This window comes from Salinispora cortesiana (assembly GCF_000484695.1).
Taxonomy (GTDB): Bacteria; Actinomycetota; Actinomycetes; order Mycobacteriales; family Micromonosporaceae; genus Micromonospora; species Micromonospora cortesiana.
In genome coordinates, this window is sequence record NZ_AXVR01000050.1 from 1 (window position 1) to 23,316 (window position 23,316).

The 23,316-nt window shown below is 71.2% G+C and carries 17 protein-coding genes, 1 tRNA gene and 1 pseudogene; 5 read left to right on the top strand and 14 right to left on the bottom strand.

The features are described 5' to 3' along the window. Positions 1-91: 91 nt before the first annotated feature. Positions 92-769, top strand: a pseudogene (locus K228_RS0118970) (site-specific integrase); the annotation flags it as partial. A 139-nt stretch (positions 770-908) separates the two neighbouring features. Here the strand turns inward: K228_RS0118970 and K228_RS0118975 are convergent. Next, positions 909-982 (bottom strand) — tRNA-Thr (locus tag K228_RS0118975). Between the two features lie 153 nt (positions 983-1,135). On the opposite strand from K228_RS0118975, the gene K228_RS0118980 reads away from it, so the two are divergent. Continuing rightward, positions 1,136-2,989, top strand: a complete 1,854-nt coding sequence (locus K228_RS0118980; RefSeq protein WP_025619859.1) for a metallophosphoesterase family protein — start codon at positions 1,136-1,138, stop codon at positions 2,987-2,989. Between the two features lie 68 nt (positions 2,990-3,057). Here the strand turns inward: K228_RS0118980 and K228_RS0118985 are convergent, their stop codons facing one another. The 6 genes from K228_RS0118985 to tmk all read right to left on the bottom strand — a co-directional run bounded on the left by K228_RS0118985 (position 3,058) and on the right by tmk (position 8,809). Beyond that, a complete protein-coding gene (locus K228_RS0118985; RefSeq protein ID WP_025619860.1) occupies positions 3,058-3,891 on the bottom strand; it encodes a PSP1 domain-containing protein in 834 nt (277 codons plus the stop codon). Positions 3,892-3,954: 63 nt separating this feature from the next. After that, complete coding sequence (locus K228_RS0118990) at positions 3,955-4,650, bottom strand: hypothetical protein (RefSeq protein WP_025619861.1); 696 nt, start codon at positions 4,648-4,650, stop codon at positions 3,955-3,957. Beyond that, entirely contained in the window at positions 4,650-4,955 is a 306-nt protein-coding gene (locus K228_RS0118995) for a hypothetical protein (protein ID WP_025619862.1), read from the bottom strand. Before K228_RS0118995 ends, K228_RS0118990 begins: the two co-directional genes overlap by 1 nt. Further along, the gene (locus tag K228_RS0119000) at positions 4,956-5,285 is read right to left on the bottom strand and encodes a YbaB/EbfC family nucleoid-associated protein (RefSeq protein WP_025619863.1); all 330 of its coding nucleotides are present in this window, start codon (positions 5,283-5,285) and stop codon (positions 4,956-4,958) included. 165 nt (positions 5,286-5,450) lie between these two features. Continuing rightward, entirely contained in the window at positions 5,451-6,662 is a 1,212-nt protein-coding gene (locus K228_RS0119005) for a DNA polymerase III subunit delta' (protein ID WP_025619864.1), read from the bottom strand. After that, positions 6,662-8,809 (bottom strand): dTMP kinase, encoded by a 2,148-nt coding sequence (gene tmk, locus K228_RS0119010; protein WP_025619865.1) that lies wholly within the window; start codon positions 8,807-8,809, stop codon positions 6,662-6,664. Before tmk ends, K228_RS0119005 begins: the two co-directional genes overlap by 1 nt. 340 nt (positions 8,810-9,149) lie before the next feature. On the opposite strand from tmk, the gene K228_RS0119015 reads away from it, so the two are divergent. Then, positions 9,150-10,367: an amino acid deaminase/aldolase gene (locus K228_RS0119015; protein WP_029723764.1), complete on the top strand. Its 1,218-nt coding sequence runs from the start codon at positions 9,150-9,152 to the stop codon at positions 10,365-10,367. A 77-nt stretch (positions 10,368-10,444) separates the two neighbouring features. Here K228_RS0119015 and K228_RS0119020 read toward each other — a convergent pair whose 3' ends face one another. After that, on the bottom strand, positions 10,445-11,038 hold the full coding sequence (locus K228_RS0119020) for a TetR/AcrR family transcriptional regulator (protein WP_025619867.1): 594 nt from the start codon (positions 11,036-11,038) through the stop codon (positions 10,445-10,447). Between the two features lie 222 nt (positions 11,039-11,260). Between K228_RS0119020 and K228_RS0119025 the strand changes: the two genes are divergently transcribed. Next, complete coding sequence (locus K228_RS0119025; protein ID WP_025619868.1) at positions 11,261-12,574, top strand: D-arabinono-1,4-lactone oxidase; 1,314 nt, start codon at positions 11,261-11,263, stop codon at positions 12,572-12,574. 118 nt (positions 12,575-12,692) lie between these two features. Here K228_RS0119025 and topA read toward each other — a convergent pair whose 3' ends face one another. From topA to K228_RS0119055, 6 genes are all read right to left on the bottom strand, one after another. Then, a complete protein-coding gene (topA, locus tag K228_RS0119030; RefSeq protein ID WP_025619869.1) occupies positions 12,693-15,518 on the bottom strand; it encodes a type I DNA topoisomerase in 2,826 nt (941 codons plus the stop codon). Positions 15,519-15,813: 295 nt separating this feature from the next. Further along, entirely contained in the window at positions 15,814-16,518 is a 705-nt protein-coding gene (locus tag K228_RS0119035) for a hypothetical protein (protein WP_025619870.1), read from the bottom strand. Continuing rightward, positions 16,509-17,045 (bottom strand): hypothetical protein, encoded by a 537-nt coding sequence (locus K228_RS0119040; protein WP_025619871.1) that lies wholly within the window; start codon positions 17,043-17,045, stop codon positions 16,509-16,511. Before K228_RS0119040 ends, K228_RS0119035 begins: the two co-directional genes overlap by 10 nt. A 121-nt stretch (positions 17,046-17,166) precedes the next feature. Beyond that, positions 17,167-19,515 (bottom strand): sodium-translocating pyrophosphatase, encoded by a 2,349-nt coding sequence (locus K228_RS0119045; RefSeq protein ID WP_025619872.1) that lies wholly within the window; start codon positions 19,513-19,515, stop codon positions 17,167-17,169. Positions 19,516-19,863: 348 nt separating this feature from the next. Further along, a complete protein-coding gene (locus K228_RS0119050; protein ID WP_025619873.1) occupies positions 19,864-20,298 on the bottom strand; it encodes an ATP-binding protein in 435 nt (144 codons plus the stop codon). After that, complete coding sequence (locus K228_RS0119055) at positions 20,298-20,633, bottom strand: STAS domain-containing protein (RefSeq protein WP_025619874.1); 336 nt, start codon at positions 20,631-20,633, stop codon at positions 20,298-20,300. Before K228_RS0119055 ends, K228_RS0119050 begins: the two co-directional genes overlap by 1 nt. Positions 20,634-20,781: 148 nt before the next feature. On the opposite strand from K228_RS0119055, the gene K228_RS0119060 reads away from it, so the two are divergent. After that, a complete protein-coding gene (locus K228_RS0119060) occupies positions 20,782-23,196 on the top strand; it encodes a DEAD/DEAH box helicase (protein ID WP_025619875.1) in 2,415 nt (804 codons plus the stop codon). Positions 23,197-23,316 lie beyond the last annotated feature (120 nt).

The window sequence follows — 23,316 nt, forward strand, 5'->3', positions numbered from 1 at the left end:
CCGAACCGAAACCGTTCGTCTGGACCAGAACCGCAGACGAGATCCTCAACAGCCTCGCCACATACTGCGGCCGAACTAACGACTCAGGACACTAGAGGTGAAGCAACTGAACGTGGTTCGTGAGGCGATCCGGAGGTGGCAGCAACCCGCCCCCGGCAAGTCGGGACCTCGGCCGACCGGCGACCTGGCCGACATCGTCGACCTCATGCTCGCCACTGGCGCCCGCATCGGCGAAATTCTTGCGCTGCGCTGGGAGGATCTCGATCTTGCCGCTGAACGCCCGACGCTCACCATCTGCGGCACGATCGTCTACCTCAAGGGCAAGGGCTTCTTCCGGCAGGAGTGGACGAAGACCGACGCCGGTTTCCGAACGGTCGTCCTGCCTCGGTTCGCGGTTGGGATGCTCATGGATCGCAAACTCAACGCCCCCGACAATCCCCACGACGCGATCTTCGCCTCCCGGCGCGGCACCTGGCTGTCACCGCAGAACGTGCGCCGCCAGTGGCGTCAAGCCCGCGCCGACGCCGGCCTCGAATGGGTCACCCCGCACACCTTCCGCAAGACCGTCGCCACCCTGATCGACAAGGAGGCCGACGCCAAAAGCGCCGCCGCCCAGCTCGGACACGCCACCGAGCAGGTCACCAACAAGCACTACATCGTCAAGCCCGCCCTCGCCCCGGACAGCTCCGACATTCTCGAACAGCTTGGGGCAGGTCCGGAGACAACTGGCCCTACGCATCAAGATCGTGGGAAGCGCCGGGCCAAGTAGACCCTGCACCCCCGCTGGCAGGTGCGCGGAACCTAATCGCCGGTAGGCGTTTGTGGGGGGTTTTCGGGGGGCGATTCAAAACCGCATCGATGAAAATGAGGCCCTGACCAGCGAACCTGCTGGTCAGGGCCTCTCTCTGAGCCGCCTGACGGAATCGAACCGTCGACCTACGCATTACGAGTGCGTCGCTCTAGCCGACTGAGCTAAGGCGGCAACGATCAGCAAGTGTACGCCACCCGGCCGGACCCGCCGATCGGGATCCCCCACCGCGACCGCGCGGCCGAGCGCGACACCTTCCCGATCCGGACCACCGAAACCGACGTTCTCCAGACAGCGCCGCCGCGCCGACCGCACTACGCTGCGCAGATGACGGACGACCATGCTGCTGGCTTCCCGGGCCAGCATCCCACTCCGCACGGGTCGGACGGCAACGGTGACCAGGGCGAGACGGGCCCGGGCCACCGGGCCGCTGGTCCTGGGCCGGCAGCCCGACGGCCCGGGCCACCACCGAGTGGCCCGCACGCCAGCGAGGCGGCCGGCGGCGAGCCGGCGCACCGCCCCCGCAGCACCGACCCGCTCGAGCTGGGCTTCACACCACGCAAGCCGGTGCCGTGGCTGGCGCCGCTCCTGCTGATCAGCACCGGCATCCGGACACTGCTCGCGCTGCTATTCGGCGCCTACCTGGACAAACGGGAGCTACAGCACACCTTCGACACGACGGTGACCCGGCAGGTCGGGCCGGACGGTGGGCTCTGGCTGGACTACGTCGCCGACCTTGGTGACGGCTTCAACGCCACGTACTCGGTGGCGTACCTGCTGGCCCAGCGGGAGCTGACGGTGGACGGGCACCGACTGCCCCGGGCGCAGGTGCTGGTGATGGGGGGTGATCAGGTCTACCCGTCGGCGGCCTTCGACACGTATGAGGACCGGTGCAAGGGCCCGTACCAGGCGGCACTGCCGGTCACTCCACCCGAGCAGCCGAGGCTCTTCGCGATCCCCGGCAACCACGACTGGTACGACGGCCTCACCGCGTTCCTGCGCCTCTTCGTCCGGTCCCGGGACCGGCACTTCGGCGGCTGGAACACCGCGCAGACCCGGTCGTACTTCGCGGTGGAGTTGCCGGCGGACTGGTGGTTGTTCGGCCTGGATGACCAGTCCGGCTCATACCTGGACGACCCGCAGCTCAGCTACTTCGACTCGGTGGCGGAGCGGCTGGGACCGCAGAGCCGGGTGATCCTGACCGTCCCGATGCCGACCTGGACCAAGGCCACCATGAAAGACCCCTCGGCGTACGACTCGATCGACTACTTCATTCGCACCATCGTCGCGCCGACCGGGGCCCAGGTACGCCTGCTCATCTCCGGCGACCACCACCACTACGCCCGTTACGTGGGGCCGGACCGTCAGCTGATCACCTGTGGTGGCGGCGGCGCGTACCTCTATCCGACACACCTGTTGCCGCAGCGCATTCAGGTCCCGCCGAAGGAGACGCGGGCGCGGCGGGCGAGCGCCCCGTGCGACTACGAGCTGGCGGGATGCTACCCGGACGCGGCGCAGTCCCGGCGGTACGCCTGGGGGATCTTCCCACGGCTGCCATGGCGCAACCGGGGCTTCGCCACGCTGCTCGGCGCCCTGTACACGCTGCTGATCCTGTCGATGGTCGGCGTCTTCACCAACCACAACGGCACCCAGCTACGGCTGTTCAGCGTTCCGTTGGTGGCGATGCTGCTGGTGACCCTGACCGCGACGGTCCTTTTCGCCGAGGCACCCGGTGCCGTGCAGCGACGGCTCCGGCACTGGCTACTTGGCCTGGGGCACGGCCTGGCCCACCTGGGATTGGCGGCCGCCGGCACCTGGGCGTGGCTGGCGCTGCCGTTCCACGACTGGCCGTGGCCGCTGTCGGTGATCGCCGCAGCCATCTTCTTCGGCTCGGTGGGCGGGCTGGCGGCCAGCCAACTGGTGGCGGGGTACCTCCTGGTCGCCAGCACCTTCGGGGTCAACGCCAACGAGCTCTTCGCCGGGCAGGGGATCGAAGACGCGAAGGGTTTCGTCCGCATGCGCATCGCTCCGGACGGGACATTGACGATCTACCCGATCGGGGTGGATCGGGTAAGCCGCCACTGGCAGGTCAACCCCGACCAGTCGGCCGAATCGTCGTGGCTGGTCCCGCGGACCCCGCTGGAGCCCCGCCTGGCCGAGCCCCCGGTGGTTCTACGCTGAGCCACCGGCCGCCGCTCCCGGGCCGGTCGTGGTCACAGGTGCGGTCGCGGTCACAGGTGCGGTCGCGGTCAGCCGCGGTCGCGAGCCTCATACGCCTGGCGCGATCCGCAGACGTCGGAGAGCGCGCACCGTCGGGTGGATCCGTCGGCGATCTGCCGGACGGTGACCGTCTCGCTGGGTGGATGCCGGGACACGACCTTCGCTGTGCCCGCTGCTGTCTCGACTCGCTGACCCGAGCCGGGGTAGGCGCCGCTGTCGGAGTACAGCGGATGCTCGAACTTGAGGCAGCACATCAGCCGACCGCACGCGCCGGAGATGCGCAGCGGGTTGAGGGGCAGATCCTGGTCCTTGGCCATCCGAATGGTCACCGGCTCGAAGTCGGTGAGGAAGGTGGCGCAGCACAGGTCCCGCCCGCAGGAGCCGATGCCGCCCTGCACCCGGGCCGAGTCGCGGGCGGAGAGCTGACGCAGCTCGACCCGGCAGCGCAGGGTCGCGCCGAGATCCCGGACCAGCGACCGGAAGTCGACCCGGTGCGGGGCGGTGAAGTAGATCGTGCTTCGCTCGCCGCCCTCCGTCGCACCGCGTACGTGGTCCACGGCGACCACTTTCATCGGCAGATCGTGCTCCCGGATCAGGCGTTTCGCCGCGACCTTCGCCTCGGCTCTGCGCCGGCGCAGCAGCTCGTCGCGGCGCAGATCCTCCGGTTGGGCCAGCCCGGCCAGGCGGGGGAATCCCGCAGTGTCGTCGGAGGTCCACTGGGCGGCCCAGACGCACTCGGCTACCTCGGGCCCCTCATCGGTGGGGACCAGCACCTTGTCGCCGACCTGGGGCCGAAACTCGCCTGGATCGAGGTAGTAGAGGCGCCCGTACCGGTGGAAGCTGACCGCGCAGAGCATGCCCATACCCTCACCCTACGTCGCTGTCGGGCCCGTCCTGGGCCGCTGCTCTGGGCCGACACACGGTGCTCACCAACCGACGTGGGTCGGGGTGTCGTAGCGGGGCGTTCCGACGACCGGCGTCCGCCAGGGGGATTCGGCCAGGCTGGGCCCCCACTGCCGCAGGAGTGTCTCCACCCCGTCGTAGGCGGCGGAGAGCACCGCCAGCACCCGCGCGGCGATCTCGGCCGCCTCGACCTCCGCTGCCGGATGTGGCACCGATACCGCGAGCTGCGCCGAGGCCGCGGAGGGTGCCGACGTCGCGACGACCACCGCCACCGCCTCGGCCGAGCCCAACACGCCGGCCAGGGTCCGGGCGAGCGTACGCCGGCTGCCCTCGATCCAGTCGGCGAGGGCGTCGGCGTAGCCGGCGGTTGACTCCAACCGCCCCACCAGGCTCTCCGGCCCCTCGTCGAGGTGGCTCAGCAGCGCCGCTCGGTACTCCCCGAAGGCGGTCGCGGCGGTGCCGGACCAGAGCACCGGTTCGGTGAGCGCGGCGCAGACCTCGTCATACCCCCGGACCAGCTGACGCACCGACCGACCGGCGTCGGAGAAGGCCACGGCGGGTAGCTCCAGGAAGCTCCGGACAGCCGCACCGGGAAGCACCTGCATGCGGCGCAGCAGCGGCCAGACCCGGTGCCCCTCCGGGGCACCGGCGGCGAGCAGGGTGTCGACCCGACGCAGCAGGTCCAGGCCGGGCTCGGCGAGTCGGTCCAGTGGGTCCATCACGTCTCCCCCACGAACTGCCAACGCGCGTCCTGGTCGGTCTCGGCGTAGTTGTCGGCAGCGGACCGCACGGCGGCTGCCACCGCGGCCAGCCGCTGGGCGGCCAGGTGAGCCTCGCGGGCGCGGTCACCGGTGGCGGCCGTCCACTGTCGGTGCAGGGCCCGACCCACCGCGCCGGGGCGCCCCACCGCATCGCCGCCGAAGGCGACTCCCGGCGGATCAGTGGCCGGCGCAGCGTGGGAGAGGCTGGTCAGGCTCTCGCTCGCCGCCTCCAGCCGGATGGCGAGGGAGCGCAACGCCTCCATTCAAGCCCCCGTGAGCGGGCGGTAGGCGGTGAAGGTCTCATTGTGCAGCTTTTCCCGCGCCCACTGGGCGGCGTCGGCTGCAGCGGCCACCGCCGCCTGCACGGACCCGGCAACGTCGCGGGGTTGGCGGTTCTGCAATGTGCGGAGGAACCGCACATCGGTGATCTGCCCCGCCGCGGTGACCACCACCTCGACCAGCCCGTCCGGCGAGCGGACCGTGACCTCGACTGTCGTCACCGCCTGGTCGAACTCGGCCTGCAGGGACTCGATCCGGCGGTAGCGCCGAACCGCTTCCTCGATCCAGGCTTCGTCGATCTCCCCCGGCGGCATCGGCGTCCTCCCGCACTGGCATCACTCAGCGTCGCCCCCGCGTCACCATGACACACCGGACCGTACCGCACCGAAGTGGAGCGTGTCGATGCCGCGGAAGCTGCCCGGCGCCCTGCCACCGCGACCACTGACCGCCATCCCCCAAAGGAGTAGGAGGCGGTCTGGTCAGCCCTTCCAGAGGGCGAGCATCATCGCCTCGACGGCGATCCGGGGCTTGACGTTCGCCTCGATCGCAGCCCGGCAGGCCAGGACCGCCTCCAGGCGACGCAGTGTGCCGTCGGCGTCCCACTTGCGTGCCCCCGCCTCGGCGACCGCGGCGGTGTCGGTGTGTACCGGTTCGACCGGGGCACCCAGCGCCATCGTGAGCGCGTCCCGGTAGAAGCCGGCGAGGTCCACCAGCGCCCGGTCCAGGGCGTCCCGCTGCGCCCGGGTGGCCCGGGACTTCTGCCGCCGCTCCAGCTCCTTGACCTGCCCGGCGGCGCCCCGAAACGCGCTGGCCGCTCGCCGGCCGGTGCCGCCCGCGCCGAGGGCCGTCTCCAACGCGGCCCGTTCGGCCGCATCGGTGTCCGCCACCAACGCCGCGGCCTCCGCCTCGGCGGCTCCGATCAGTGCGGCGGCAGCATCGATCGCCGCACCCACCCCGGTGAGCTGACGGGGCACCGCGAGCACCGCTTCCCGACGGGTACGCGCCTGCGGGTCACGGGCCAGCCGCCGAGCCCGCCCGACGTGCCCCTGGGCCGCGGCGGCCGCCCAGCTCGCCACGTCGGGCTCGACGCCGTCACGCCGAACGAGCACCTCGGCGACCGCCGCCGGCGCGGGCTGCCGCAGGGGTACGACCCGACAGCGCGACCGGATGGTCACCGAGATGTCGTCGGGGTGGATGGACGGCGCGCAGAGCAGGAAGACCGTTCGCGGGGGCGGCTCCTCCACCGCCTTCAACAGGGCGTTGCCGGCGGCCTCGGTGAGACGGTCCGCGTCCTCGATGACCACCACCTGCCACCGCCCGCCGGAGGGGGTGCTGGCGGCGCGAAGCACCAGGGCGCGCATCTCGTTGACGCCGATGGAGAGCCCCTCCGGCACCACCAGCCGGACATCGGCGTGGGTGCCGGCCATCGTGGTGTGGCAGCCGGGGCAGATGCCGCATCCGTTGCCATCCCCGCACTGGAGGGCGGCGGCGAAGGCTCGCGCGGCGACCGACCGGCCCGACCCGGGCGGCCCGGTGAAGATCCAGGCGTGCGTCATCCCCGCCCCCGGTTCGCGCTCCGTCGCCAGGTCGGGCCGCCCGGCACGGAGCCCGGCGGCGGCATCGGCTGCGGCCCGCCGCAGCACGTCCACCGCCTCGTCCTGGCCGACCAGGTCGGCGAAGACGTCTGGCATCAGCTCCGACGCTCCATCGTCACCAGCTTCGGGTCGGATAACTCGGAGTGGACCGCGGTGTCCGGCCCGCTCCCCGCTGGCGGGTTCGGCCTACTCGCCGCGGGCCTACTCGCCGCGGGCCTATTCGCCGCGGGCCTATTCGCCGTCGGCCCACTCGCCGCCGGCGGGTTCGGGCCGCCGGCCTGGGCGCCGATCAGCTCGGCGACCCGCCGAGCCACCTCGTCGGCGATCTCGTCGGTGGGCCGGGCGGCGTCCAGCACCAGGTAGCGCTTCGGGTCGGCGGCGGCGAGGTCGAGGAACGCGAACCGGACCCGTTCGTGGAAGCTGACCGACTCGGCCTCCAGGTGGTCGGGGGCCCCGCTCCGGGCAGCCACCCGGGACAGCCCGGCACTCGGATCAATGTCCAGGAGGACCACCAGGTCGGGCCGGAGCCCGCCGGTGGCCCAGGAGGAGAGCCAGGAGACCTCGTCAACGGGGAGCGTCCGCCCCGCGCCCTGGTAGGCCAGGGATGAGTCGATGTAGCGGTCGCTCGCCACGACGGCGCCCCGGAGCAGCGCCGGCCGCACCACGGTGGCCACGTGGTGGGCCCGGTCGGCGGCGTAGAGCAGCGCTTCGGCGCGGGGGGAGGGCACCTCGGAGCCCGGCTGGCCGAGCAGCAGGGACCGGATTCGCTCGCCGACTCCGGTGGCGCCGGGCTCGCGGGTGACCACCACGTCCCGTCCCTGGTCCCGCAGCCGCGCGGCGAGCAGAGCGAGCTGGGTGGACTTGCCGGCTCCCTCGCCCCCCTCAAAGACCACGAACAGCCCGGCGGAGGCGAACGGCTCGGCCGGCGTCAGCGGTCGCCCGCGCATCGAACCCCACAGGTCGGCCAGGACGGGAACGCCCTTCTTGTCGTCCATCTGCCCGAACGCGCTGACTCCAGCGAAGATGCCCGCCAACCCCGCCGCGAGCAGCAGCAGCCGGGTGGACGAGATCGAGACCCCCAGGTTGGCGATCTCGAAGCGGCGGGAGCCACCAACCCCGGCGAGCAGGCTGCTCAACGCGATGGCCAGGATCAACACCAGCCGGGTACCGATCTGCACCACCGCGAAGACCCGCCCCCGCACCTCGTCGGCGATCTCGCCACCGAGCAGCGTCGTGCCGGCGAGGAAGGCCATGCCGGCACCCGCGCCGACCAGGACCGCACCGATCATCGCCATGGAGAGGTGGATGGCGAAGGCCAGGGTCATCACCGCGGCGCTGGCGAGCACGATGCTCATGCCGAACCAGCGCCGCCGGGACATCTCCTTGACGATCATCGGACCGAGCCCGATGCCGATCGACAGGCCGATGAAGATAGCCCCGAACAGCAGGTAGAAGGCGGCGTCACCAGCACCGAGCGAGTTGGCGAAGAAGCGGGCTGTGCCGATCACGATGCCACCGCCGGCGAAGGCGCCGAAGATGCCCAGCACCAGACCCCGGACCAGCGGGGTCTCGCCGATGAACCGCCAGCCATCCTTGAACTGGCGCAGCATGCTCTGCTCGGTCTGGTCCCGCTCGGCGGCGGGGCCCTGGCTGATCTCCCGGATACCGAACGCGACCACCACGGCGGTGGCGAGCCGGGAGAGCGCGTTGAACCAGAGCGCGAGCTGGGCCGGCTCGGCCCAGTCCGGGGCAGCGCCACCAGTGGCGGCCCGGACCACGCCGTCCAGCGCGGCGAGGACGATCGCCGCGACGACCGGGGTGAGGCCATACGTGGTGATCAGCGTGAGCTGGTTGGCCGCCTCGAGCCGGGCCCGCGGGATCAGGTTCGGGACCGCGGCCTCCTTGGCCGGAATCCAGAGCAGGGTGATCGACTCGATCAGGAACGTGGCGATCGTGGCCCACCCGACCACCACCGCGCCGCTCGCCCCCAAGACCGCGACCAGCGGGATCGAAGCGAAGAGCAGGAACCGCAGCAAGTCGCAGATGACCATCGTCCAGCGGCGGTCGAACCGGTCGGCGAAGACGCCGGCGATCGGCCCGAGGACCAGCGCCGGCAGCAGCCGGATCGCGATGACCGTGCCGAACGCCGCGCCCTTGGCGGTGCTCCCCTCCACCTGGGAGGCGGCGAAGACGGAGGTGGCGAGCAGGCCGAACCAGTCACCGAACGAGGCAGCGCCGAGCACGATCCAGAGCCGCCGGAACGGGCGGATGCGCAGGACTGAGCGGATCGCGGCATAGCCCGAGTGGTCGGGCTGGCTGGCCGGCGCCGCGGTCCCGGACGGGCCCGCCGGTCCGGACGCGGCGGGTGACGAGCCGTCGGCCGACTCGCCGTTCTGCTGGCTTTTGATGGCCGTACCTCCACGTGGCGACCCGTTACTGGGCGGTCTCGGTGCAACACTCTAGCCCCGGCCCGATGGCATCCCGCTGTGACATTCCCCTGCTCGCCGAGCCTAGGCGGGGGTGTCCACGCCCGCAGCCCCCGCCCGAGCGAGGTGCTTGGGCATCGACCCCGGTACGGCTAGCGTGCACCACGTGCCCCCCGACACCGCGGAACTGCGCGCCCGACTCGACCGCGCCACCATCCACCTCGACCCGCCGTACGCGGTGGTTGACCTCCGGGCGTTCGACGCCAACGCCGCCGCCCTCGCCGAGCGCGCCCGCGGTAAGCCGGTCCGTCTGGCCAGCAAGTCGGTACGCTGCCGGACGCTGATCTCCCGGGCCCTGGCCACCCCCGGCTGGGCCGGGGTGCTGGCGTTCACCCTCGCCGAGGCGCTCTGGCTGGTCCGCTGCGGGGTCACCGACGACGTGGTGGTGGCGTACCCCGCGACCGACCGGGCCGCGCTCGCCGAACTGGCCGGTGATCCGGCGCTCGCCGCCGCGGTGACCCTGATGATCGACGATCCCGCCCAGCTCGATCTGGTGGACGCCATCCGCGCCCCGGGTCGCCGGCCCGAGCTGCGGGTCTGCCTGGACCTGGACGCCTCCTGGCGACCGCTGGGCGGGCGGCTGCACCTCGGGGTACGCCGCTCGCCAGTGCATGATCCACGGGCGGCCGGCACACTCGCCGCCGCCGTCGCCGACCGACCGGGATTCCGGCTGGTCGGGCTGATGGCGTACGAGGCGCAGATCGCCGGGATGGGCGACGCACCGCCGGGGCGGGCGCTGCTCGGCGCGGCGATCCGGCTGGTTCAGCGCGGGTCGTACCGGGAGTTGCTGGCCCGCCGGAGTGCGGCGGTGGCGGCGGTCCGCGAGCATGCCGAACTGGAGTTCGTCAACGGTGGCGGCACCGGCAGCCTGGCCGCCACCAGCGCCGACCCCGCGGTCACCGAGGTCGCCGCGGGCTCCGGACTGTACGGACCGACGCTCTTCGACACCTACCGGGCCTGGCGCCCGACCCCCGCCGCCTTCTTCGCCTGCGCGGTGGCCCGCCGACCAGCGCCCGGCTACGCCACCGTGCTCGGCGGTGGCTGGATCGCCTCCGGGCCAGCCGAACGCAGTCGCCTCCCCCGCCCGGTCCTCCCGGCCGGCCTCCGGTTGGTCGGCGCGGAGGGCGCCGGCGAGGTGCAGACTCCGCTGACCGGCCGGGCCGCCGACGCGCTTCGGATCGGCGACCGGGTCTGGTTCCGGCACGCCAAGGCCGGCGAGCTCGCCGAGCACGTCAATGAGCTCCACCTGGTGGAGTCGGAGACCGTCGGGACGGCCGCCGCCACGTACCGCGGTGAGGGGTGGGCCTTCCTCTGAGGGCCGCACCACCGATGCCGGGGGACGGGGCCCGCCGCCCGGACCGGCTATCGACGGTCCGGGCGGATGGACGCCGATCAGGCTGGCTGGGCGACCTCCACCGGCCGGTCCACGCCCCCCCGAGCGTCAACCTGGCGGTACAGGTACTCCCGAATCAACGCCTTCGCCTCGACGAGCACCCGGTCATCGCCCTCCTGCCGCCGGCGGAACGCCAGCTTGATGAGCGCGTCAGCACCCTCGACCGCGATCTCGAGATGAAACTGGAGCTCCGGGACGTCGGTGAGTCCGAAGCGCTCGGTGAGGACACGGGCAAGTTGATCCGCGATCACCCCGTTGTTGTCCCGCTGCTCATCGAGCAGGTGCAGGTCGACCACGTCGCCGAAGTGCAGGGTACGGAACCCGGGTACGGTGCGGTGCATCGTGATGTACTCGTCGATCGCCGCGTCAACCCCATCCCACCAGTGGGTCAGGTCGTTCGAGGCGAACCTCTCGTCGAGCCGCTGGAGATAGGACTCCATCGTGCGCAGGGTCAACGCCTGCACAATCGCCCGCTTGTCCGGGAAGAACTGATAGACCGACCCAATCGCCACCTCGGCGCGCTCGGCGAGCAGCGTCGTGGTCAGCCCCTCGTACCCCACCTCGTCGACGAGCTCCGCACAGGCGTCCAGCATTCGCTGGACCCGAGCGACACTTCGACCCTGCACCGGTACGCGGCGCAGCGGCCCGGTCGTGGCGGCTGGTGTGGACACTCGCCACCCCCCTTCGACGGAAGAACATATCTACACGTCACGAGTTCGTGACTACCGGTACAACGAGCGGAACTCGATTGCGGTATTTACCAGGCACAACGTTCCTGATATGAAGTCACTTCATATTCACTTTGAGGAGCGTCCATGGTTGCTGCCGCAAGCTCCACAAGCACTTGGTCCAACTGGGCCGGCAATCAACGTGACACCGCCACCAGCGTGCTACGCCCCACCTCCAGCGCCGAGATCGCGGCTGCGGTGCGGGCCGCCGTAGCAGATGGGAAGCGGATCCGCCCGGTCGGCAGTGGCCACTCCTTCACCCCGGTCGCCCGGACCGACGGTCATCGGATCGAGCTGACGGGCCTGGCCGACGAGGTGCGGGTCGACCTCGATCGCCGGCTGGTCACGGTACCCGCCGGCACCACGCTACGAACCCTCAACCGGCTGCTCGCCGGATACGGCCTGGCCCTGCCCAACCTCGGTGACATCGACGCGCAGACCGTGGCCGGCGCGATCTCGACCGGCACCCACGGTACCGGCGCCCAACACGGCTGCCTGTCCACCTTCGTCACCGCCCTCACCCTGGTCACCGGCCTCGGCGAGGTGCTGCACTGCTCCGCCGACGAGCACCCGGAGGTCTTCGCCGCCGCCCGGGTCTCGCTCGGCGCACTCGGTGTCCTGGTCGACGTCACCCTGAGCTGTGTGGACGCGTTCGTGTTGCACGCCCACGAGCGGCCCGCGCCGCTGGCCGGAGTGCTGGCCGAGTTGCCCGAGCTGGTAGAGCGACACGACCATGTCGAGTTCTACTGGTTCCCCTACACCGATCGGGCCCAGGTCAAAAGCAACGACCGGGTGCCCATCAACGACCGTCCGCTGCCGCACTGGCACCGCTGGCTCAACGACGAGTTCCTCTCCAACACGGTTCTCGCCGGGGCCTGCCGGCTCGGCCGGGCGGTACCAGCACTCGCCCCCAGCATCAGCTCCGTCGCCGCGCGGGTGCTCACCGAACGCCGCTACACCGGCCCCTCCGACGCGGTCTTCTGTAGCCCACGTCGGGTCCGCTTCGTCGAGATGGAGTACGCGCTGCCCCGGGAGGCCCTCGCCCCGGCCCTGGCCGACCTTCGCCGCATCGTGGACCGGCTGCCGGTCAAAGTCCTCTTCCCGGTCGAGATCCGGTTCAGCGCCGCCGACGATGTCTGGCTCTCACACGGCTACGGCCGGGACTCCGCGTACCTCGCCGTCCACCAATACGTGGGGATGCCGTACGAGCCGTACTTCCGCGCCGTCGAAGAGCTGGCCGAAGGGCTTGGCGGCCGGCCACACTGGGGCAAGCTGCACTGGCGCGACGCGGCTTCGCTGGCCCCCGCCTATCCCAGGTGGGACAGCTTCCAGGCCGTCCGGGATCGACTCGACCCGCACCGGGTGTTCGCCAGCGAACACCTGTCCCGCGTCCTCGGCTGACCGCACCCGGCCCGTCCCGCCATCTCGGTTGACCGCGACCCCGGCCCGGCCCGCCTCGGTTGACCACGACCCCGGCGCCCGTCCCGCCGCCTCGGCTGACGGCGGGACGGTGGGTGCGTCACTCGGCCGCGCTGCCCGCCCGCTTCGGCTTCGCCGCGGCGCTCTTCGCCGTCGCCGTCTTCTTCGTCGCCTTGGTCGCCGCGGCGGTCTTCTTCGTCGTCGTCGTCTTCTTAGCCGTGGTCTTCTTGACCGGCGTCGCCTTCTTGGCCGGCGCGGCCTTCTTGGCCGCCTTCTTCCGCGGTGCCGGGCCCTTCGCCCGCTTCTCAGCAAGCATCTCCGACGCCTGCTCCAGGCTCAACGCCTCCGGCGTCTGCCCCCGCCGCAACGACGCGTTGGTCTCCCCGTCGGTCACGTACGGTCCGAACCTGCCGTCCTTGATGACCAGCGGCTTCTCGGTCAACGGGTCGGCACCCAACTCCCGCAGCGGAGGTGCGGGAGCCCGACGTTGCCGGGTCTTCGGGGCCGCCAGCAGTGCCAGCGCCTCGTCCAACGTGACCGTGAACATCTGCTCTTCGGACTCCAGCGACCGGAACTCCTCGCCCCGCTTCACGTACGGGCCGTAGCGGCCGTTGTTCGTGAAGACCTCGTTGCCCTCCGGGTCAACGCCGACCAGCCGCGGCAGGCTCAGCAGCCGCAGCGCCTCGTCGAGGGTGAGGGCGTCTGGCGACTGGGAACGCAGCAGGGACGACTTGCGTTCCCCGCTGGCCACGTAGGGGCCGAACCGGCCGGACTTGAGCAGAATCGGCTCTCCGGTGGCCGGGTCCTCCCCGAGCTTGCGCTCACCACCGCCACCGAGGAAGAGCTCGTGCACCTTCTCCGGGGTCAGCTCATCCGGGGCCAGCCCCTCCGGAATCGGAGCCCGGTCGCCCGGACCACCGCCCTCCTCACCGTCGGCGGCGACCACCTCCCCGGGTAGCTCCCGCTGCAGGTACGGCCCGTAGCGGCCCACCCGGACGACGACCGGCCGGCCCTGGTCGTCGTCGAAGAGCGGAATCGAGTTGACGCTCCGCGCGTCGATCTCACTCAGGTTCTCGGTGACCAGCTTCTTCAGCCCACCGGAGCGGGCAATGTCCTGGTCACCGGCGCCGTTGGTGATGCCGAAGTAGAACGCGGTGAGGAAGTCCACCGCCGCGTGGTCGCCACCGGCGATCTCGTCCAGCTCGTTCTCCATGCTGGCGGTAAAGCCATAGTCGATCAGGCGCGGGTAGTGCCGCTCCATCAGCCCGACCACGGCGAAGGCCAGGAACGACGGGATCATCGCCTGGCCACGCTTGACGACATAGCCCCGGTCCTGGATGGTCTGCATGATCGACGCGTAGGTGGAGGGGCGGCCGATGCCCAGCTCCTCCAGCGCCTTTACCAGGGACGCCTCGGTGTAACGGGCGGGCGGCTGGGTGTGGTGCCCCTGCGCGGCGAGCTGCTCACCGGTGAGCGGCTGGTCCTTCACCAGCGTCGGCAGGCGTCGCTCGGCATCCTCTGCCTCGGCGTTCTCGTCGTCGCTGGACTCCACGTAGGCACGGAGGAAGCCCGGGTCGGTGATGGTCTTACCGGTGGCGCCGAAGTCCGCCTCCTCACCGGCCGCTGTCACGGCACGGATGCGCACCGAGACGCTCGAGCCCACGGCGTCGGTCATCTGGGAGGCGACGGTGCGCCGCCAGATCAGCTCGTAGAGCTTGTACTCCTCAACCGACAGCTCGTTACGCAGCTCACCAGGGGTGCGGAAGGTGTCGCCCGCGGGGCGGATCGCCTCATGCGCCTCCTGCGCGTTCTTCACCTTGCCGGTGTAGCGGCGCGGCTCCGGCGGAACGCTACGTTCCCCGTACAGCTCGACGATCTGCTGGCGGGCCGCGGCGATGGCGGTCTCCGACAGATTCACCGAGTCGGTACGCATATAGGTGATGTAGCCGTTCTCATAGAGCCGCTGCGCGGTGCGCATCGTCTGCTGGGAGGAGAAACGCAGCTTGCGCGCCGACTCCTGCTGCAGCGTCGAGGTGATGAACGGCGCGTACGGGCGGCGACGGTACGGCTTCTCCTCGACCCGGGTGACCGTGAACGGCCGATCCGCCAGCCGGGCGGCCAGCCCCTGGGCCCCACCCTCGTCGAGGTGCACCACACCGGCGCCCGGACGGACCCGCCCGGTGGTCGGCTCGAAGTCCTTACCGGTGGCGATCCGGTCACCGTTGAGCGCGACCAGGGTGGCGTTGAAGGTGCGGGGACCCGCACCGGGCTCCTCGGCGGCGAGCGTGGCGAGGATGTCCCAGTACTCGGCGCTGCGGAACGCCATCCGCTGCCGCTCCCGCTCGACCACGATGCGGGTCGCCACCGACTGCACCCGGCCCGCCGAGAGCTTCGGCATGACCTTCTTCCACAGCACCGGGGACACCTCGTAGCCGTACAACCGGTCGAGGATGCGGCGGGCCTCCTGGGCGTCAACCAGATCGCGGTCGATCTCACGCGGATTCGCCACGGCGGCTCGGATCGCCGCTTTGGTGATCTCGTGGAAGACCATCCGCTTGACCGGAACCTTGGGCTTGAGTGTCTCCACCAGGTGCCAGGCGATCGCCTCGCCTTCCCGGTCCTCATCCGTTGCCAGGAGGATCTCGTCAACCTCCCGAGCCAGCTTGGTCAACTTGCTGATCTGCTGCCGGCGGTCGGACGAGACGACGTAGAGGGCGTGGAAGCCGTTGTCGACATCGACGCCGAGCCGGGCCCACGCCTCGCCCTTGTACTTCGCCGGCACATCGGCGGCGTTCCGCGGCAGGTCGCGGACGTGCCCGAAACTGGCCTCCACGACGTACCCCGGGCCGAGGTAGCCCGAGATCGTCTTGGCCTTCGCCGGAGACTCGACGATGACCAGACGGGTGGTTCCAGCATTGCTCGGCACGTCTCTCTCCGACCTCACTTCCGCATCGCGACCGCCGTGGTGTCCGGTACGGAGCGTATTTTGACCCCGCCGGTGCCCCAACAGTCCGGATGTCCAACGTAACGCGTCGTCCGGGATTCCGGTTTCGTGGGCGACAAACACCGGAGGGACCCGACTCGGCGTCACCGTACACTGCCCGTAGGCCTGACCACCGCTTCCCGTGACGAACGGGACCCAACGAACCCGGTCGGGGCAGGCCGCCGTCGGCGGAGCTGCCGCGCCACCCACCCCGACGCCGCAGCTCGAGGGCCGCCGCTCAACCGCGGTACGGCCAGGCCACCCGGGGCACGGTCGGGGGTGGGTCGCCGACCAGTTCGGCGAAGCGGTTCAGCGGTCGGCGTCCGGTGATCCGGTAGGCCAGGCCGTCCGGGCCCGGTTCCGGCACGGCGGGCAACCCCACCGCAGCCAGCGCCGTCCCCACCCGCTGGTGGGCGGCCGGCCCAAGGCGGAGCAGGACATCGGAGTCCGCCACCGAACCCGCCGCGACGAACCACAGCCGCAGCCCTCGCCCATCCAGGTGGAAGGCGTCGGGCGGATGCTTCGCCGGGCCGCGCAGCCACGCCGCCACGAGCGGCTTCAGCACCCTCGTGTACGCCGTCCGCACGGTATGCCGTCCACCGCCCGCCGCTGCCCAGCTCGTGGGGAGGCGTCGCGCCGCCAACTCGGCGACCAGCACGTGCACCCGCCAGGCATCGTCAACCACCACGGCCAGGCGGGCGGTTCCCCCCATTACCGACCCCTCGGCAGGTCCGGCGAGCAGGCCGGCCAGATCGGCGACGGCGGGTTCAGCGGCCTCGGCACCAAAGAAGGCGAGCTGACGACCCGCGTCGTCAGCTCGGGCGGCGGCCACACCCCGACGCGCTGCCCGATCGGTGCGGCCCCGGGTGGCGGGCGGGGCCAGCTCGGGCGCCGGGAAGAGCCCCGGCACCGACTCCCCGTCGACCGGCCCGGTCAACGGCACTCGGGGACCTCGGCGAAGGCGCGTCTCAGCTCCTCCGAATTCAGGCTACTGGCGTCCACCGCGCTGGCCTCGTACTCCTGGTTCAGGGTCTGGACCGCTTCCCGCACCCCGTCGTAGAAGGCGGCGGACTGGCTCGTGCTGAGGCTGTCGATGGAGTCCCTGGCCTTGGAGTAGGCGTCCCGCATCTGCGCCAGCGACGTGCGGAACCGCACGGACACCTCGGCGCCCTGCTCCGCATCGGGCACGCCGGCCTGCTCCACCCGGCGCCGCGCCGTCTCGCTGGCCCGCGCCGCCCCGTCGAAGAGCCGCACGAGGTTCTCCTTGGCCTGAGCCGGACTGGTCTGGGCAGTCATCTGCTGGTCGGTGCTACTGGTGAGCTTTCTGATCTCGGCTCGCCAGGGGGTCAGGGCGGAGCAGACCGAGGTCGCCCACGCCCCGGGACTCGGCTCACCACCGCACCCGGTGATCAGGACAACCGCAGCCAGCATTGCCGCCAGCCTTCCGGCTGCCGCCCGGCACACACGCATGCGTTGCAGCGTACGGTGTCGCGCCGCCCCGTACAGCGGTCAGGTTCGCCGGGCATCCGCACCCGCCGCCCTCCCGACGCGGGCCGGGAAGGCGGCGGGTGCGGTGCGGTGTGTGCACAGATCAGGCCCGGACCGCCTCCGGACGTTGTTCCGCGCTGCCCGTGCCCGCGCCGGGATCAGACATCGACACACCCTGACGCTTGCTGAACAGTACGGCGGCCACGATGATCAGGGTCGCGACCACGGCGATCGAGATCCGCAGCCCGGTGTTGCGGTCGTCGCCCACGCTCCAGGCCACCACGGCCGGCGCGATCAGCAGCGAGACCAGGTTCATCACCTTGAGCAGCGGGTTGATCGCCGGGCCGGCGGTGTCCTTGAAGGGGTCGCCGACGGTGTCGCCGATAACAGTCGCGGAGTGCGCCTCGGAGCCCTTGCCGCCGTACGCGCCATCCTCGACCATCTTCTTGCTGTTGTCCCAGGCACCACCGGAGTTGGCCAGGAAGACGGCCATCAGGGTGCCGGCACCGATCGCCCCGGCCAGGTACGACGCGAGCGCGCCCGGCCCGAGCCCGAAGCCGACCGCGATCGGCGCCATGATCGCCAGCAGCCCGGGGGTCATCAGCTCCCGCTGTGCGTCCCGGGTGCAGATGTCGACGACCTTGCCGTACTCGGGGCGCTGGGTACGGTCCATGATCCCGGGCAGTTCCCGGAACTGCCGGCGAACCTCCATGACCACCGCCCCCGCGGAGCGGGACACGGCGTTGATGGCCAACCCGGAGAAGAGGAAGACCACCGCGGCGCCGATGATGAGACCGACCAGGTTCCGCGGGTTCGCCACGTTCAGCGAGTTGAGGATCTCGCCGCCGACATCGGTGATGCCCGCGTCGGCGTACGCGATGCGCAGCGTGTCGGTGTACGAGCCGAAGAGCGCGGTCGCGGCCAGTACCGCGGTGGCGATCGCGATGCCCTTGGTGATCGCCTTGGTGGTGTTACCGACCGCGTCCAGCTCGGTCAGCGTGCGGGCACCGTCCGCATCGATGTCGCCGGACATCTCCGCCACGCCCTGGGCGTTGTCGGAGATCGGACCGAAGGTGTCCATCGCGACGATGACGCCGACCGTGGTGAGCAGGCCGGTACCGGCCAACGCGACCGCGAACAGCGACAGCGTGATGGAGCTGCCGCCGAGCAGGAAGGCGCCGAAGACGCCCGCCCCGATCAGCAGCGCCGAGTAGACCGCGGACTCCAGACCAACACCGATGCCGGCGAGGATGACGGTGGCCGGGCCGGTCTGTGAGCTGCGGCCGATATCCTGCACCGGGCGGCGGTCGGTCTCGGTGAAGTAGCCGGTCAGCGCCTGGATCGCGGCGGCCAGCACGATACCGATGACGACCGCGCCGATGGCCACCACGCGCGGGTTCTGGTCAACGTCGGCCAGCCCCTGCGTCAACTCGGCGAAGCTGGCCGGCAGGTACGTCCAGGCGGCGACGGCAACCAGTACCGCGGAGATGAGCGCGGAGGCGTAGAAGGACCGGTTGATAGCGGTCAGACCGGAGCGGTCCGAGGTGCGCAGCCGGGTGATGAAGACACCGATGATCGCGACGATCACACCGATGCCGGAGACGATCAGCGGGAAGACCAGCCCCTGCTCACCGAAGGCGGCCCGGCCGAGGATCAGCGCGGCGACCAGGGTCACCGCGTACGACTCGAACAGGTCGGCGGCCATGCCGGCGCAGTCGCCCACGTTGTCGCCCACGTTGTCGGCGATGGTGGCGGCGTTGCGGGGATCGTCCTCGGGGATTCCCTGCTCCACCTTGCCGACCAGGTCAGCGCCGACATCGGCGGCCTTGGTGAAGATGCCGCCACCGACCCGCATGAACATGGCGAGCAGCGCGGCACCGAAGCCGAAGCCTTCCAGCACGGTCGGGGCGTCGCTCCGGTAGAAGAGGACGACCAGCGCCGCGCCGAGGAGACCGAGGCCGACGGTGAGGAAGCCGACGACGCCGCCGGTGCGGAACGCGATCCGCATGGCGGCCTCCCGGCCACCCGCACGTTCCCGGGCTGCGGCGGCGACCCGCAGGTTGGCCCGGGTCGCCAGCCACATGCCGGCTCCCCCGATGAACGCGCTGAAGAGTGCGCCGATGACGAAGAAGGCCGACCGGCCGATCTTCACCGCGGTCTCGCTGCCGTCGGTCTCGTGTACCGGCAGCAGGAAGAGCAAAAGCACGGCGACGACCACGAAGATCGCCAGGGTACGGAACTGCCGGAACAGGTACGCCGAGGCGCCCTCCTGCACCGCACCCGAGATTTCCTGCATGTTGGTGGTGCCCCTGCCGGCGGCCAGCACGGTCCGCGTCAGCGCAGCGGCGAAAGCCAGCGCCACGGCCGCGATCACGGCGGCGAGAACCACGTACGTGACATTGCTCCCGGTGAGGGAGATCCCGCCGCCCTCGGCGGCCAAGGTGTCGGACATCTGTGTCCTCCTGTACCGAACGCTCGCGCCGACCGTGGAGACGCAGGGTCGGCGCCTGGATGCGGTGTCGCAAGCACGCGCCAACCCACCGAGCGGACCAGCGATGGAGCACCGTTCCCGCTGGCTGCGGAAGGGTTCACTTGCTGACAACCCGGGTACTGTAGCCCTCCGCAGTGTCAGAGGTCACACGTGGTGGTCATCGTGTCGGAATGATCTTTGTCGCTGTGTTATGAGGAAAACTCTGATATAGCGAAGCGCCGATCGGGATCAAGACGACAACCGACCCGCGCCCAGGGCGGGGTTGTCCCGGCAGAGGTCGGAATGGAGTCGGGGTGGAGTCGGGCGCGCTCAGTGGTCGAGCGGCCACACCATCTGCACCTCGGTGCCGACGCCCCCGTCGGCCGGACGTACCAGGAGATCATCGACGAAGCCAGCGAGCAACGCGAAGCCAACGCCGGTGGTCAACGCGTCCTCGCTGAGTGACTCCCGGGCCAGTTCGTAGGGCGGCAACGCCGCAAGATCGGCGCCGGCCTCGATCGGCGCCCGGTCCACCACCCGGACGGCATACGTCCCGTCATCGGACATCTCCACCCGCACCGGGTCAGGCAGGTTGTGCTGCTGATGCAGCGCCACCGCCCGGGTGCACGCCTCACCGATCGCCAGTCGTACCTCGTCCAGCAGACCCTGCCGGACCCCCGCGCGCCGCGCCACGGCGACACCAACCAGCCGCGCCGTACGAACGTGCACCGGCGCGGGCGAGAAGGAGAGACGGACCACGGCCATCACGCGCCGGTCGCCGCGTCAACCGTCGGATACAGCGGGAATACCTGGTCAAGCGCAGTGATCCGGAAGATCTTCAACAGTGGCTCCCGGTCGCAGACCAGCGCGAGGGAGCCACCGGCGGTCCGCAGCCGTTTGAGGACACCCACCAGCACGCCGAGCCCGGTGGAGTCGAGGAAGTCGACTCGACCCAGGTCAACCACGATGTGCTCGACCCCGGCATCGACCAACTCGAACAGGCTTTCCCGGAGCTGCGGGGCGGTGTAGACATCCACCTCACCGCCGACCACGACCACCGCGAACTCCCCCACGGTGCGCGTCGCCAGCGACAGCTCCATCAGACCCTCCTCGCAAGAGCCGTAAACTCTCCATGGGCATTCAACCATCACCACCGGTAATACTGGTTACCACCAGCGCCCCGGCAGGCAGGCACTTCGCCCCGGACCAACGCTACCCATCCCCGAGCACCCGTGCGAGTGTGCAGACGTGACCTCCGACAGCCCGGCACCCCGGCCGCGGCGCCCCGGCCGGCCGCCGTCACCCGCGGCTGCCCATGCCGCAGCCACCGGGCCGTCCCCGGCGCAGCTGCTGAGCCAGCTACGCGCCCGGTCCGGCACCGACCCGGTAACCCACGTCGAGCGGGTGCCCGCCCGCACCGGCAAGGCCGCGCCGTGGCCCAGCTGGGTCCCGGTCGAACTGCAGGCAGCGTGCACCCGGCAGGGCGTGACGGCGCCGTGGCAGCACCAGGCCGAAGCCGCCGACCTCGCCCACACCGGCAACCACGTCGTCGTCGCCACCGGCACCGCGTCCGGCAAGTCCCTGGCCTACCAGCTACCGGCGCTGTCGACGCTGCTCACCGACCCCCGCGCCACCGTGCTCTACCTCGCACCCACCAAGGCACTCGCCGTTGACCAGCTACGGGCCATCACCGAGCTGGAGCTGGACGGAGTGCGCCCCGCCTGCTACGACGGAGACACCCCCCGCGCCGAGCGGGAGTGGATCCGGCAGCACGCGCGGTTCGTGCTGACCAACCCCGACATGCTCCACCACGGCATCCTGCCCGGTCACGCCCAGTGGGCGAGGTTCCTCCGCCGGCTCGCGTACGTGGTGGTGGACGAGTGCCACAGCTACCGGGGCGTCTTCGGCTCGCAGGTCGCCCACGTGCTGCGCCGGCTGCGCCGGCAGTGCACCCGCGTCGGCCGTACGCCGGTCTTCGTACTGGCCTCCGCCACCTCGGGTGACCCGGCCGCGACAGCGCAACGACTCACCGGCCTGCCCGTGGCGGCGGTCACCGCGGACACCTCGCCCCGCGGCGGGGTGACCTTCGCGCTGTGGGAGCCACCGACGCTGCCCACCCCGACCGCCTCCCCCGACGACACCGACCTCGCGCCGGTGCGACGATCCGCGCTGCGAGAAACCGCCGACCTACTCGCCGACGCGGTGGCCGCGGGGGTCCGCACGCTCGCCTTCGTCCGGTCCCGGCGGGGGGCCGAGGCGGTGGCCGCCAACGCCCGACGCGCCCTCGACGAGGCGGTATCCGGACTCGGTGCCCAGGTGGCCGCCTACCGCGCCGGCTACCTGCGGGAGGAGCGACGCGAGCTGGAACGGTCCCTCCTCAGCGGTGAACTGCGCGGACTCGCCTCGACAAACGCCCTCGAGTTCGGCGTCGACCTGGTCGGGCTGGACGCGGTGCTGATCTGCGGCTATCCCGGTACCCGCGCCTCGCTCTGGCAGCAGGCGGGGCGGGCCGGGCGCTCCGGCCAGGAGGCGCTGGCCGTACTGGTGGCCCGGGACGACCCGCTTGACAGCTACCTCGTCCACCACCCCGAGGCCGTCTTCGGGACCCCGGTTGAGGCGACCGTGCTCGACCCCACCAATCCGTACGTGCTCGGGCCGCAGCTCGCCTGCGCCGCAGCCGAGGCGCCACTCACCCCGGCCGACCTGGACCTGTTCGGGGAGGGCGCGAAAGAAGCGGTGGAGGCCCTGGTCGAGGCCGGTGCGCTCCGGCAGCGCCCCACCGGGTGGTACTGGCGCCACCGGGAGCGCCCCCAGGTGGAGCTCCGTGGCGGCGACGGCGCACCGATCTGCGTGGTGGAGACCGCGACCGGACGGCTCCTCGGCACGGTCGACGGCGGCTCGTCGCACTTCCTGCTGCACCCCGGGGCGGTCTACCTGCACCAGGGCGTCTCGTACGTGGTCGACACCCTCGACCTCGCCGACGGGTGCGCACTGGTGCACCCCGAGGAGCCGGACTGGTCCACCCACGCCCGCGATGTCACGTCGCTGTCGGTGGTGGCGGTCCGGTCGTACGTGGATGCCGGGCCGGTCGGGCTCTTCCTCGGTGAGGTCGACGTGACCAGCCAGGTGGTGTCCTACCAGCGACGCCGGATCGCCACCGGCGAGGTGATCGACACCCGCCCCCTGGACCTGCCGGCCCGGGAACTGCGGACCGTGGCGGTGTGGTTCACGCTCTCGCCGGAATCCCTCACCGCGGGTGGAGTCGACCCGGCCGACGTGCCGGGCGCGTTGCACGCCGCCGAGCATGCCGCGATCGGGCTGCTACCGCTGACCGCCACCTGCGACCGGTGGGACATCGGCGGGTTGTCAACCGCGACGCACCCCGACACCGGGGCGCCGACCGTCTTCGTCTACGACGGCCACCGCGGCGGGGCGGGCTTCGCCGAGCGGGCGTATGCGACGGCGGCGACGTGGCTGCGGGCGACCCGGGACGTGGTCGCGGAGTGTGGCTGCGAGTCCGGCTGCCCGTCCTGCGTCCAGTCCCCAAAGTGCGGTAACGGCAACAACCCACTGTCCAAGGCGGACGCGATCCGGGTCCTCGACATCGTACTGGCAAACCTCCCGTCCGGAGCGGTTCGGGGCCAGCCGGGCATCCTGCCCTGAAAGGGAAGGTGGGGTCTCCGCGACCGGTACGTCGTGCAGATCCACAATCCGCAGCTCGATCGCCGGCTGGTCATCGCCATGGCGATCGCCCTGGACGCGCTCCAGTCCCGCTGATCCGGG